This is a genomic window from Marinobacterium lutimaris (assembly GCF_900108065.1).
In the GTDB taxonomy this organism is placed as follows: Bacteria; Pseudomonadota; Gammaproteobacteria; order Pseudomonadales; family Balneatricaceae; genus Marinobacterium_D; species Marinobacterium_D lutimaris.
Genome location: NZ_FNVQ01000007.1, coordinates 14338 through 26642, shown reverse-complemented (window position 1 = coordinate 26642; position 12305 = coordinate 14338). Strand labels below are relative to the sequence as shown.

Sequence of the window (12305 nt, the reverse complement as noted above, 5' to 3'; positions counted from 1 at the left end):
TCGTCGCTCCTCCTTATACGTTCTCTTGCCGATGCATTCTACGCAAGCTATCGCATACACTTTTCCTATATAGAAAACATCAACGTCGTATATCGACTTTTATTCAAATATCAAAAATACTTTCGTCCTGTAAAATTAGCTTAAATAGTCTATTTCACCAGTGAGCAGTACCAACACCATGAACGATCTGGATAAATTCGACCGGGCCATCATCAAGGAGCTGCAGCTCGACGCCCGGATTACGGTCACCGGCCTGGCCTCAAAGGTGGGTTTGTCCAAGACTCCCTGCCAGATCCGCATGCGACGCCTGGAGGAACAGGGTTATATCCGCGGCTATACCGCGCTGATCGATCAGAAAAAGATGGGGCTGGATCATATCGCCTTTGCCCAGGTGACGCTGAACGACACCAGCACCGCCGCGCTGGAAGCGTTTAATGCGGCCGCCAGGAAGATCTCAGCAGTGGAGGAGTGTCATATGATCGCCGGTAACTTCGACTATCTGTTGAAGGTCAGAACCCGCAACATGGAGGAGTACCGGGCTGTGCTGGGTGAACAGATCTCCTCTCTGCCCCACGTGCTTCAGACCAGTACTTTTGTGGTGATGGAAAATGTGAAGGACACACGTGGTTAATCACAGTGTCCGAAGATCGGGTTGCAGGCGCCCAGGGCGTTAAGCTGCTCGATCGCCAGCCTGAGCCATTCGCACATCGCTTCGACCCGGGCCAGACGCTCTTTGCGACGTGGTATATACGCCTTGTACCAGCGATCCTGGGGCGGAAAATGCTCCAGCAGCGGCACGATGGTGCCTGCATCCAGCCCCTTGCGGGCGATATAGCGCGGCAATACCGAGATTCCGAGTCCACGCTCTACTCCGCGGCTCAGGGTATGGTTGTCATCCGATGCCAGCCGCGCCTGCACATCCACATACAGCGGCCCGCGCTCGGACTCGAACGCCCAGGTGGTGCCCTGGGGGCTGAATATAAGACAGGTGTGGTCCACCAGATCACTGGGATGATCAATCGGCGGCGCCTTGGCCAGGTATTCCGGCGAGGCGCAGAGCAGCACATTAGTGGGCGCCAGCGGCACCTGGCTGACACCGTCATAGTGGGCCAGGCGGCCACTGACCATGATATCCACATCCTCCTCCAGCGGGCTCACCGAGCGATCCGCCAGCACAGTTTCCACCGTGATACGGTCATGCACCCTCATGAACTCGACGATGGCATTGGACAGGTGCGCCATCGATAGTGTCGTCGGCAGCATCAGTCGCAGGTGCCCCTCCAGCTTGCCATCATCACGCCGGGCATCCTTGAGCAGTTCCTCAAACTCCATCAGCGAATGACGCACCCTTGGCAGCAGCCGCTGGCCGGCATCGGTAATGGTGATGGTACGGGTGGAGCGCTCGAAAAGACGCGAGCCCACTGACTTCTCAAGCTGCGCTATCCGCTTCGCCACCACCGAGGGCACCACGTGCAGATGCCGTGCAGCCGAGGCAAAACTGCCATGGCTGGCCACGGCGAGAAAGGTACGCAGATTGGTAATCATGTCCATAAGCAGTCCCTCAGCTAAGCCTCTGTCTACCTGCAAAGATCTCCGCTGAAACGGAGCACTAGAACATATTAATTCCTTTTCGCGCTCAATGAATGCGCAAATAAGACATTTTGATTCCAGCGGTGATCGATTAGGCTTTGACCCAGATCAATAAATATAACAATCAGCTTCCCGGAGGGGCCCCATGCAGTCCACTCTGAGCACCAACCCCGATTTCAAACCCAACATGCGTCGCCTGCGCGCCGTAGTCACCGTCGCCGAGATCGGCGGCGTTATGCGTGCCGCCGAAGCGCTGCACCTGTCTCAGCCATCGGTGACCCGTGCTGTTCGCGAACTGGAATCATCCCTTGGCGTTGAGCTGTTCCAGCGCCACCGCAACGGCATGATCTGCACCGAGATCGGCGAGATCGTGGTGCGCCGCCTGCGCCGCGCACTGGGCCACCTGACCGATGCCGAAGCAGGCCTCGCCGCGCTGGAGCCCACAGGCAACTTCGAGCGCCTGGCGCAGCGGCTCTCCTACCGGCAGCTTACGGTACTGGTCGCCCTGTCCGACTTCCGGGTGGAACCTATGGCCGCCGCCCACCTGAACCTGACCCAGCCCGCCATCAGTAGCAACCTGCGCGATCTTGAGCGGCAGCTTGGCATCGCCGTGTTCCTGCGCACCCAGCAGGGGATGCGCCCTACCCAGTGCGGTGCACTGCTGACTCACCACGCCAAGGTGGCGCTGCGCGAACTCTGCCTGATCTCTCAGGACCTGCACGCCTGGCAGGACAAAGGCCGCGGCCAGTTGGTAATCGGCGCGCTGCCGATGTCCAGCTCACTGCTCGTGCCTCGCGCCCTGGACCGACTGACCCGGGAGATGCCCGGCGTGAAAGCCACGCTGATCGATGGCACTTATGAATCCCTGCTCACCGCCCTGCGCAACGGCGAGATCGATATTCTGGTGGGCGCCCTGCGCGAGACTCCGGCCTACCCGGAAATCACCCAGACGGCGCTTTATGAGGATCGCCTGGCCGTGGTCGCCCGCCATGACCATCCGCTGGCCCGCCGTGATGATCTGACCCTGAAGGATCTGCGCAACGCCCAGTGGATCGCACCACGTCTGGGTACGCCGGCACGCAACTGCTTCGAAAAGGAGTTTCACTACGCCGGTCTCGAAGCGCCGGAGATCGGTATCGAAGCGGGCAACCTGATCACCATCCGCTCGCTGCTACTGGACAGCGACCGGATCACGCTAATCTCACCGCACCAGGTTCACTTCGAGGTTCACGGCGGCCAGCTGACCCTGCTACCGGTGCCGCTGAAGGGCAGTCAGCGCGAGATCGGCATGCTGATCCGCAACGACAGCAAGCCGTCCCAGCCGCTGAACACCCTCTGCCAGATTCTGGCCGATATCGGCAGCAACCTGAGTCTGACCGGTGGTGATAAGCGCCGCTTCCACTAGAAATCGACGCTACTTTCTAACGCTCAAACACCCCGGCTAGGCCGGGGTGTTGCCCTCGTTCTCCAGCGCCAGCACCGCCATACCGGTGGTCATCGGTGCGTAGTAGAAGCGATGCCTCTCTTTCACCTGCTCTGTCATCGCGCCGCGCATCACCAGCCACATGATCACCTCGCCACCTTCAGCACCCGCGGCGGTCATCACCTCTTTATGGGAAAGCTGCGCCAGCGCCTTGGGGTCGTCCTGGATGTTCTGCAGCCAGGCCTTATCCCACTCCTCATTGATCAGGCCAAAGCGCTCACCATTGAGCTGGTGAGACAAGCCGCCGGTACCGACGATCGCCACACGCAGATCCTCGGGGTAGGACTCCACGGCACGTCGCAACGCCTGGCCAAGCTTGAAGCAGCGTTGTCCGGTGGGCAGCGGGTGCTGAATCACGTTCACCAGCAGCGGCACCACTTTGACCGGCCATTCATTTTCGCCCGGCTCCCAGAGCAGCGGCATGGCGGTTAGGAAGCCGTGATCCAGCGCCATCTCCTGGCACAGGGTCATATCGAACTCATCCGCCACCAGCGAGTTGGCCAAATGCTCAGAGAAGTTTGCATCCCCCGGAAAGTCCGGCAGCGGCCGCTTGCCATAACCCTCATCGGCCACCTGGTAGCTATCCGCCACGCCCAGGGCAAAGGTAGGGTAACGGTCGAGGAAGAACTCGGTTCCGTGGTCGTTGTAGACCAGGATCACCACATCGGCTTTCACCTCCTCTTCCAACCAGCGTTTGACCGGCTCATAGCCGTCAAACAGCGGCTGCCAGGCTGGGTCTGCCTGCTTGTTTTGATCGTAGGCCCGGCCAATTGAAGGCACATGGGAAGAGCCTATACCTGCCACTATCTTCGCCATCAGGTTGCCTCCGGTACATTGCGCGTTTTAAGAAAATCCTCGTAACTCTCACCGCGCATCTGAGCGCCGATGGGATAGAGTCCGTGCCCAACCGTGGCACCTAGCTTGAGAAAGAAGAACAGGTTGCCGCCGAGGCGGGTCAGCTGTAGCCAGTCGCGATCACGGATCGCCTGCTTCTGCTCCTCTGACAGGTTGTAACGTGCCATGTACGCCTCTTCATCGGCGAGATAAGCCTCGCGGTTTTCGGCGTAACGCAGTGAGTTGCACATTTTGTTCACGGCATATCCCTTGCGGGATAAATTCAGGTCGAACACGTACGTACCGGGTATTCCCCAGCGGTCCTGGTCTGCTGACATGGTTTGCTCCGAAACTGAAACGCGTTGCTTTCTTTGCTTAAAAGCAGCCTGCGTTTACAGGGGTTGATGCAGAGTAAAGCTGGCCCGACGCTCGGCGATCAGCCAGCGGCCCGCTTCGAATACACAGAGATCATCGAATTCACCCAGCATGATTTTCGCCTCCGCCGGAGGTCCAAGGTGATCGCCGGCATCTTCACGTTTGTCGGCGCCAAACACCTGGGCATAGCAACGCACCCGTGCGCTTTCGGCGTTTTGGATATCGATACGGAAGTTGCTGCAGAGATGCCGGGTCAAACGGTGTTCGGGTCGGGCGTTGTAGGATTCGAAGATCGCTTCGCGACCCAGCAGCGGTTTTTCCGGTGCCGTCGGGCGGTAAAGCACGCCCTCCTCCACAAACAGTTCCGCCAACTGCCGGAACTCGCGGCTGTCGGCGAAATGCGCCGCATCCAGCACCAGCCGAGTCAGATCGCGCTCAATCTTGAGCAACTGCAGAAGATCCAGATCGCTCATAGCTCGGTCTCCAGCCACTGCTTGATCGCTGCGGACACCTCATCAGGGCGCTCCATGGTGCTCATATGGCCGGCGTCTTCGATAGCGCCCAACTGGGCGTTGGCCACAAGTTCCGCCATCTCTTCATGCCGCTCCAGCGGGCTCCAGCTATCCTGACGACCGCACAGCAGCAACGTCGGGCAGCTCAGCGATTCCAGCACCGGGGTGGCATCGGGGCGATTCAGCAATGCGTTGATCTGAGCAGCGAAGATCTCCGGCGTTTTGCGCTCGATCATCGCCAGGATCTCCTCGACGAGAGCCTGATCGTCTAGACGCTCGGGATGCACCATGCCCTGAACCCACTGCTGGCCCATGACACGCATCCCCTCTTCCCGAGCCTTGTTCAGCAGTGCAAAGCGGCCCGCCTGCTCTTTATCGCCCGCCTCGCCTGCGGCGCGGGGTTTGTAGCCGGTATCCATCAGGATCAGATGACTTACGCGTTCCGGCGCCTTACGGCACACTTCCAGCGCCACGCGACCGCCCATGGAGTGCCCTGCAAGGACGAACCGCTGCGGCGCGCTCGCCAGCACCAGATCCGCCATTGCTTCGATACTGTCGGCCATGCCGTAATCTGCGATCTGACAATCGATCATCGGCGCCAGCGCTTTTACCTGTTCTGTCCAAACCGCGCCATCGCACATCAGCCCCGGCAGCAACATCATCTGAGGAAGCATTCCCAACCCTCGTCCTGTTCAATTCATCGACCCAACGCGCGGGCCCTGCTTCATTGTTTCCATTCTGGCACCGCTGCCTTTCCATACTGTCACCGCGATACGCCAGAGGACCAATAGTTTTCCCCATCGGCGCTATTCATTTTTCTTATTAACCGCGACCGCGCTACGCCAAATAGGAAAAACGTATATCTGATCGATGTTTTTGCATTGGTTATTGCTAACCTCCAGAGAGTAGGCTCGAAAATAGGCGCAAAGCTGTGAATGAGAACCGGCCTCTTATGCCGGGAGCCTCACCCTAGACGCCCCATCCTGACAACTACAAAAACACAGGAGCCACCTCAATGGACCTATCTCTGCGTAAAGCCCTTCTCTGTCTTGCTTCCAGCGCAGCATTGCTGACCGCTAACGTAGGTCAGGCCGCCGAAGAGCTGAAGCTGGCCCACTTTGTTTCCACTACCCATGTACTCAACAAATCCATCATCGATCCGCTGAAAGAGCAGGTCGAATCGCGCACCAACGGCGACCTGACCATCAAGGTTTACCCCGGCGGTGAGCTCGGCAGCGGCCCGATGGAACAATATGTACGTGCGCTGCAGGGCGTGGCCGACATCACCTGGGGCCTGTCTGGCTATACCTCATCCCAATTCAAGAAATCGATGGTTGTAGAGCTGCCCGGCGTTATCCCGGACGGCACCAGCGGCTATGACATGCTTTGGAACGCTTACGATTCTGAGCTGAAAGGCGAGTTTCCCGGCACCAAGCCGTTGGCACTTTGGGTCAGCGAACCCAATGTGCTGATCATGAAAGACAAGGAGATCCATTCACCGGAAGATCTCAAGGGCCTGAAGATCCGCGTTTCCGGCGCGATGACCGGCAAACTGATCGAAGCCTATGGCGCTACCCCGGTACAGATGAGCGCCGGCGAGATCTACAACTCACTTCAGACTGGGCTGATCGACGGGGTCGCCACCGGCGCCAGCGCGATCAACGACTTCAAGCTGGATGAGGTGGCCAACTCCTACACCGTCGGTGCGCCCCTTGGCCACATCATGTTCTACCTGGTGATGAACCAGAAGAAATACGACAGCCTTTCCGACGAACAGAAGGCCGCCATCGACGCAAGCAGCGGTCGAGAACTCTCCAAAAGCGGCGAGATGGCCTGGAACAAGCTGGCCGGTGAAACCATGGATCGCCTGCGCGCCGATACCGGATCCACCGTTGTCGACCTGACGCCGGAGCAGGTCCAGGCGTTCAGCGCAATCGCCGAGCCGTTTGTCGAAAAGAGCCTGGAAGAGATCGATGGCGGTAAAGCCGTGCTCGACGCCATGCTCAAGCACTAAGCCGGACAATCAAAGCTATGGCATCGCTTACAAAACCCTTAATCGTGATGACGGACAGGCTTATCAGCCTGTCCAGCATTTTCTCCACCGCAGTGCTGCTTTTGGTGCTGCTGACTATCCTCACGGACGTGATCGGCCGATTCTTCGGCTCTCCCCTGTCAGGCTCTCAGGACCTGACTCAGATGGCGATGGTGTTGATCGTCTTTGGTGGTATGGCTTACTGCGAGAAGAACAGTGGTTTTATCGCAGTAGACCTGTTCGAAAGAATGTTCCCGCCAATGATGAACCGACTCCTCGACATTGCGGGGCACCTGATCGGCGGACTGCTATTTGCCGCGATCGGCTACACCGTGATCGAGGCTGCCGAGATCTCCCAGATGCTCGGGCTTAGCACCAACATTCTTGGTCTCGAAAAAGCTCCTTTCCAGTACGCCCTGGCGGGTTTTGCACTGCTGACCGCCCTTAGCCTGCTGTTGAAATGCCTCAACCGCCTGCTGTCTCTGTTTGTCGCCCAAGACGTGGATAACGGGGTGAATAAAGAGATGAATGACGAGGTCAATAAATGAGTAGTGAAATTATTGGTGCGCTGGGCATCCTGGCGCTCCTGCTGTTGATGGTACTGCGCATCCCTGTGGCCTTTGCCATCGCCGTTGTCGGCCTGGTGGGCATCACCATCCTGGACAGCAGCACCTCGGCCATGAGCGTGCTCGCCAGCGAAAGTTTTACCCTGGCCTCCAACGCTGATTTGATCGTTGTCCCACTGTTTATCCTGATGGGCAACATCGCCACCGAAACCGGCATGAGCCGTAAACTTTACGATGCGGCTTACGCGCTGATCGGCTCCGTCCGCGGTGGTCTGGCCTCTGCCACGGTCATCGGTTGCGCCGGCTTTGCAGCGCTCTGCGGATCCTCGGTAGCCTCGGCGCTGACCATGGGCAAGGTGTCTCTGGCGGAGATGCGCCGCTTCAACTATTCGCCCAAGCTGTCGGCCGGCGCCGTGGCTGCAGGCGGCACCCTGGGTATTCTGATCCCGCCCTCCACCGGCTTTGTGATCTACGCGATTCTTACCGAACAATCGATCGGCCGCCTGTTCCTGGCTGGCGTGCTGCCGGGGATACTGCTCTGCGTACTGTTTATCGCCTGGATCTTCGTGCAGTCCTACCTTAAACCGGAAAGCGCTCCGGCGGGCCCGAAAACCACCTGGCGCGAAAAAGGCGACGGGCTGCTGGGCGCCGTGCCGATCCTGATGATCATTCTGCTGACCATCGGCGGTATCTACACCGGTATTTTCTCCCCGGTAGAAGCCGCAGCCGTGGGCGCGGGCCTGGCGATCGTGTTCGGAATGGCGATGCGCAAGCTGAGTCTTAAAGCGACCTGGCGCGCCGCACAGAGCACACTCACCACCACCTCCACGGTGATGATCATCCTGATAGCCGCCCATCTGCTGAACCCGTTCCTGGCACTGAGCCATATTCCGCAGAACCTGGGGCACTTCCTCACCGGTCTGGATGTAAGCCCGATCCTGATTCTGTGCCTGATCCTCGCCTGCTATGTCGTGTTGGGCTGCTTCCTGGAAGGGTTCTCCATGCTGGTGCTGACCATGCCGATCTTCTTCCCGGTCATCTCTAGCCTCGGCTTCGACCCGATCTGGTTTGGCGTCGTCGTGGTACTGGCGCTGGAGATGGGGCTGATCAGCCCACCGGTGGGCATCAACGTATTTATCGTGAAATCGGTGGCACCGGATATCCGCCTGCAGGATATCTTCTCCGGCATCATACCGTTCTGGCTGGTGATGATTCTGGCCATGGTGCTGCTGGTGGCCTTCCCGCAGATCGCACTGATACTGCCGGACACCATGATGAACTGATCGCCCAGCGGATAAATATACCTTCCCCTGCCCCGGGTAATTCGGGATGCAGCTTTCCGGCCGGACTCTAGAGTCCGGCTTTTTTCTGCCTTTTTATCGGTTCTGAACTATCGTTACTCCACCGAGAGCGCCACCTATTGGATCCAAAACAACTCTCTCATACACCAAACTAAAAAATTTATACCTAATACTTAATTACTATGGATCCATTCTGGCCTTTTCTTCGGTAGATGGGGCAATATAGGTTCAAGTTGGATACATAAATACAAGAAACACCAATCGAAGGAGTCTGTCATGTTCACCAAGAACTGCTGGTACGTGGCCTGTACACCCGATGAATTCGCCGAGAAACCGCTCGGCCGACAGATCTGTGGCGAACGTATCGCATTTTTCCGCAACACCGACGGCAAGGTCGGCGCCGTTCAGGATTTCTGCCCCCACCGGGGCGCACCTCTCTCTCTGGGGTATGTTGAAGATGGCGGACTGGTCTGCGGCTACCACGGCCTGAAGATGGGCGCGGACGGCAAGACACTCTCCATGCCGAAACAGCGCGTAGGCGGGTTCCCCTGCGTCAAAAGCTATCCCGTTGAAGAGCGCTACGGCTTTGTCTGGGTCTGGACCGGCGATGCAAGCCTGGCCAACACCGACGATATCCCCGTGCTGCACTGGGCCGAAGATCCCGAATGGGCCTACGGTGGCGGCCTCTACCACATCAACTGCGACTACAAGTTGATGATCGATAACCTCATGGATCTGACCCATGAGACCTACGTCCACTCCACCAGCATCGGCCAGAAAGAGATCGACGAGGCACCGGTCAAAACCAAGCTGGTCGATGGTGAGGTGCAGACAGTACGCCATATGGAAAACATCAAGGCTCCGCCCTTCTGGCAGGCTGCGCTTACAGCCAACGGCTTGGATGCTGACGCCGATGTGGACCGCTGGCAGATCTGCCGCTTCAACCCACCCAGCCATGTGATGATCGAGGTGGGTGTCGCCATCGCCGGCAACGGCGGTTACGAGGCCGAGGCCCAGCACAAGGCCAGCAGCATCGTGGTCGACTTTATCACCCCGGAAACCGAGACCAGCCACTGGTACTTCTGGGGTATGGCGCGCAACTTCAAGCCGGAAGACAGTGCGCTTACCGACCAGATCCGCCAAGGCCAGGGCCAGATCTTCTCCGAAGACCTGGAGATGCTGGAGCGCCAGCAGCGCAACATTCTCGAGTTCCCCGAGCGCAATCTGCTCAAACTCGACATCGATTCTGGAGGCGTTCAGGCGCGCCGAATCATCGACAAACTGCTGGAAAAAGAGCAGCAGGACAGCAAGATCACCAGCGTCAGCGTCAGCGCCTGACGCTGGCTGCCAGGATCGGCTATATAACTAGAAAAAAGCCCGCCCGCATGTCGGGACAGGAGACAGTGCTGTGATAGATGTAAAGGTCGTCAGTAAACGCTACGAAACCGACGATATCTGCCTGCTTGAACTGGCCCGGCCGGACGGTTCCGCGCTGCCGAGCTTCAGCGCAGGTGCACATATCGACCTGCACCTGCCGGGCGGGCTGGTGCGCCAGTATTCCCTCTGCAATCACCCCGGCGAGAGCCACCGCTATGAGATCGGCGTACTGCGCGATCCCGAATCCCGCGGTGGTTCAAGCACCGTGCATGACCAGGTCAATGCGGGCGATACGCTGCAGATCAGCGAGCCGCGTAACCTTTTCCCGCTGGAGCACAGCGCCGAGCATCATCTGCTGATCGCCGGCGGTATCGGCGTCACGCCGATTCTCTGCATGGCGGAGCGCCTGGCCCATCAGGGCGCCTCGTTCGAGATGCATTATTGCACCCGCAACGCCGAGCAGACCGCATTCCGCACACGCATTGAGCAATCGGATTTTGCTGACCGGGTGAGCTTCCACCACAGTCGCGACGAGCCATCCACTCGCATGGATGCTGCCGCACTGCTGGCCTCCCCTAAACCGGGCACTCACCTGTACGTTTGTGGCCCCAATCCGTTCATGGACCACGTATTGGAGACTGCCCAGGCTGCCGGCTGGGGCGATACCCAGCTGCATCGCGAATACTTCGCCGCCGAGGCGATCAATCACGATGACGACGGCGCCTTTGAGGTACAGCTCGCCAGCAGTGGCGAAGTGATCGAGATACCGGCCGACAAATCGGTGCTCGAAGTGCTGCTGGAGAAGGATATGGATGTACCCTTCTCCTGCGAAGAGGGCGTCTGCGGCACCTGTGCCGTGCGCCTTCTCGAAGGGGAACCGGATCACCGCGATGTGTTCATGACACCCGCGGAACATGCCAGCAACGAGGAGTTCGCACCTTGCTGCTCGCGCGCCAAAAGCAAACGACTTGTTTTAGATATTTGAGAGCATTGGATATCTAAGGAAAGCATGAAGCTGTTCATGCAGCCTTAAGCCCCCATGCTTAAAGTGACTTCAACCGATAACGACAACCCACAATTACAACCCCATAACAACAACGCGCCCGATCGCTCACACCTTTTGAGCAGGGCTCTATAACAATAAACAGGATCAACGAATGAAACTGACACAGCTTGCTGCCGCCGTCGCCACCACCGCTACTCTGACCCTGGGCGCTGTCCAGGCTCAGGCCGCGGACGTCACCCTGCGCTTCGGCCATATCTGGCCCGCCGTGGCCGGCACCCACAAGAACATCTTCCAGCCCTGGGCAGACCAGGTGCAGAAAGAGTCCGACGGTCGCATCGAGGTAGAGATCTACCCGTCAGGCACCCTGGCCAAGCCGGCTGCCCAGTACGACTCGGTTAAAAACCGCATCATGGACGTGACCGCTACCGTCCAGGGTTACTCCGCCAACCGCTTCCCTCTGACTCAGGTTGTCGAACTGCCGGGCGTGGTCAAGACCGCCGTGCAGGGCTCCTGCGTACTGCAGAGCCTGTACGATGAAGGCCTGATCGCCTCCGAGTATGAAGATACCCACCCGCTGTTCTTTTTCACCCACGGCCAGGGCCACCTGCACTCCACCGACAAGCTGGTTAAGGTACCGGCCGATCTCGAAGGGATGCGCATCCGCCGCCCGACCACCGTGGTGGGCGACATGCTCTCCCGTCTGGGTGCACAGCCGGTCGGCATGCCGGCTCCGGAAACCTACCAATCCGCACAGCGTGGCGTGATTAACGGCATCATGTTCCCCTGGGAAGGTCAGCTTTCCTTCCGCCTGAACGAACTGACCCCTTACCACACCGAAGTGGGCGGTCTGTACTCCCTGTCGTTCATCGCCACCATGAACAAAGATGTCTACAACGGCCTGCCGGATGATCTGAAACAGGTGATTGACCACGCCTCAGGCCAGGCCTGGGCCAAGATCGCCGGTGTTAACTACGACAACTCCGACGATACCGGCCGCCAACAGGCGCTGGACGCTGGCGACGAGATCTACACCGTTGAAGGCGGCGCCGAAAACCCGGCCTGGAAACCGGTGCTGGATGAAGCCACCGAGAGCTACCTGGCTTCCCTCGAAGAGAAAGGCCTGCCAGGCCGCCAGGTTTACGCCCGTGCGCTGGAGCTGAGCAACAGCTGCCCGACCGAGTAAACGAGCCTTTAAACCGGCAGGAACACTCCTGCCGGTTTCTACATCC

Annotated in this window: 13 protein-coding genes; 8 read left to right on the top strand and 5 right to left on the bottom strand. The window is 58.7% G+C overall.

The window, feature by feature from the left end:
- The first annotated feature begins 178 nt into the window (after positions 1 to 178).
- Complete coding sequence (locus C4S72_RS22715) at positions 179 to 631, top strand: Lrp/AsnC family transcriptional regulator (RefSeq protein ID WP_104005498.1); 453 nt, start codon at positions 179 to 181, stop codon at positions 629 to 631.
- Here C4S72_RS22715 and C4S72_RS22710 read toward each other — a convergent pair.
- Positions 628 to 1551 (bottom strand): LysR family transcriptional regulator, encoded by a 924-nt coding sequence (locus C4S72_RS22710; protein ID WP_104005497.1) that lies wholly within the window; start codon positions 1549 to 1551, stop codon positions 628 to 630. The two genes, C4S72_RS22715 and C4S72_RS22710, sit on opposite strands and share 4 nt — an antisense overlap.
- A 184-nt stretch (positions 1552 to 1735) precedes the next feature.
- On the opposite strand from C4S72_RS22710, the gene C4S72_RS22705 reads away from it, so the two are divergent.
- Entirely contained in the window at positions 1736 to 2995 is a 1260-nt protein-coding gene (locus C4S72_RS22705; RefSeq protein WP_104005496.1) for a LysR family transcriptional regulator, read from the top strand.
- A 36-nt stretch (positions 2996 to 3031) separates the two neighbouring features.
- On the opposite strand, the gene C4S72_RS22700 is transcribed toward C4S72_RS22705, so the two are convergent.
- The 4 genes from C4S72_RS22700 to C4S72_RS22685 are packed head-to-tail and all read right to left on the bottom strand — an operon-like array spanning position 3032 to position 5468.
- Positions 3032 to 3889 (bottom strand): class III extradiol dioxygenase family protein, encoded by an 858-nt coding sequence (locus tag C4S72_RS22700; RefSeq protein ID WP_104005495.1) that lies wholly within the window; start codon positions 3887 to 3889, stop codon positions 3032 to 3034.
- On the bottom strand, positions 3889 to 4245 hold the full coding sequence (locus C4S72_RS22695; protein WP_104005494.1) for a protocatechuate 3,4-dioxygenase: 357 nt from the start codon (positions 4243 to 4245) through the stop codon (positions 3889 to 3891). Before C4S72_RS22695 ends, C4S72_RS22700 begins: the two co-directional genes overlap by 1 nt.
- A 54-nt stretch (positions 4246 to 4299) precedes the next feature.
- A complete protein-coding gene (locus C4S72_RS22690) occupies positions 4300 to 4755 on the bottom strand; it encodes a nuclear transport factor 2 family protein (RefSeq protein WP_104005493.1) in 456 nt (151 codons plus the stop codon).
- Positions 4752 to 5468, bottom strand: coding sequence for an alpha/beta fold hydrolase (locus C4S72_RS22685; protein ID WP_104005492.1), 717 nt, complete (start codon positions 5466 to 5468; stop codon positions 4752 to 4754). Before C4S72_RS22685 ends, C4S72_RS22690 begins: the two co-directional genes overlap by 4 nt.
- Before the next feature lie 341 nt (positions 5469 to 5809).
- On the opposite strand from C4S72_RS22685, the gene C4S72_RS22680 reads away from it, so the two are divergent.
- The 6 genes from C4S72_RS22680 (at position 5810) to C4S72_RS22655 (ending at position 12259) form a co-directional block, all read left to right on the top strand.
- The gene (locus C4S72_RS22680) at positions 5810 to 6808 is read left to right on the top strand and encodes a TRAP transporter substrate-binding protein (RefSeq protein ID WP_104005491.1); all 999 of its coding nucleotides are present in this window, start codon (positions 5810 to 5812) and stop codon (positions 6806 to 6808) included.
- Between the two features lie 17 nt (positions 6809 to 6825).
- Entirely contained in the window at positions 6826 to 7374 is a 549-nt protein-coding gene (locus C4S72_RS22675) for a TRAP transporter small permease (protein WP_104005490.1), read from the top strand.
- Complete coding sequence (locus C4S72_RS22670) at positions 7371 to 8675, top strand: TRAP transporter large permease (RefSeq protein WP_104005489.1); 1305 nt, start codon at positions 7371 to 7373, stop codon at positions 8673 to 8675. The genes C4S72_RS22675 and C4S72_RS22670 overlap by 4 nt, the downstream gene beginning before the upstream one ends.
- 294 nt (positions 8676 to 8969) lie before the next feature.
- The gene (locus C4S72_RS22665; protein WP_104005488.1) at positions 8970 to 10031 is read left to right on the top strand and encodes an aromatic ring-hydroxylating dioxygenase subunit alpha; all 1062 of its coding nucleotides are present in this window, start codon (positions 8970 to 8972) and stop codon (positions 10029 to 10031) included.
- Positions 10032 to 10101: 70 nt separating this feature from the next.
- Complete coding sequence (locus C4S72_RS22660) at positions 10102 to 11055, top strand: PDR/VanB family oxidoreductase (protein ID WP_104005487.1); 954 nt, start codon at positions 10102 to 10104, stop codon at positions 11053 to 11055.
- A gap of 172 nt (positions 11056 to 11227) precedes the next feature.
- Positions 11228 to 12259: a TRAP transporter substrate-binding protein gene (locus C4S72_RS22655; RefSeq protein WP_104005486.1), complete on the top strand. Its 1032-nt coding sequence runs from the start codon at positions 11228 to 11230 to the stop codon at positions 12257 to 12259.
- The last annotated feature ends 46 nt before the right edge of the window (positions 12260 to 12305 follow it).

Bases quoted from the DNA above. Each gene is read 5' to 3' on its own strand.
- C4S72_RS22655 (WP_104005486.1), top strand. From the start codon at position 11,228: ATGAAACTGACACAGCTTGCTGCCGCCGTCGCCACCACCGCTACTCTG.
- C4S72_RS22670 (WP_104005489.1), top strand. From the start codon at position 7,371: ATGAGTAGTGAAATTATTGGTGCGCTGGGCATCCTGGCGCTCCTGCTG.
- C4S72_RS22665 (WP_104005488.1), top strand. From the start codon at position 8,970: ATGTTCACCAAGAACTGCTGGTACGTGGCCTGTACACCCGATGAATTC.
- C4S72_RS22690 (WP_104005493.1), bottom strand. From the start codon at position 4,755: ATGAGCGATCTGGATCTTCTGCAGTTGCTCAAGATTGAGCGCGATCTG.
- C4S72_RS22685 (WP_104005492.1), bottom strand. From the start codon at position 5,468: ATGCTTCCTCAGATGATGTTGCTGCCGGGGCTGATGTGCGATGGCGCG.
- C4S72_RS22715 (WP_104005498.1), top strand. From the start codon at position 179: ATGAACGATCTGGATAAATTCGACCGGGCCATCATCAAGGAGCTGCAG.
- C4S72_RS22695 (WP_104005494.1), bottom strand. From the start codon at position 4,245: ATGTCAGCAGACCAGGACCGCTGGGGAATACCCGGTACGTACGTGTTC.
- C4S72_RS22675 (WP_104005490.1), top strand. From the start codon at position 6,826: ATGGCATCGCTTACAAAACCCTTAATCGTGATGACGGACAGGCTTATC.
- C4S72_RS22705 (WP_104005496.1), top strand. From the start codon at position 1,736: ATGCAGTCCACTCTGAGCACCAACCCCGATTTCAAACCCAACATGCGT.
- C4S72_RS22700 (WP_104005495.1), bottom strand. From the start codon at position 3,889: ATGGCGAAGATAGTGGCAGGTATAGGCTCTTCCCATGTGCCTTCAATT.
- C4S72_RS22680 (WP_104005491.1), top strand. From the start codon at position 5,810: ATGGACCTATCTCTGCGTAAAGCCCTTCTCTGTCTTGCTTCCAGCGCA.
- C4S72_RS22710 (WP_104005497.1), bottom strand. From the start codon at position 1,551: ATGGACATGATTACCAATCTGCGTACCTTTCTCGCCGTGGCCAGCCAT.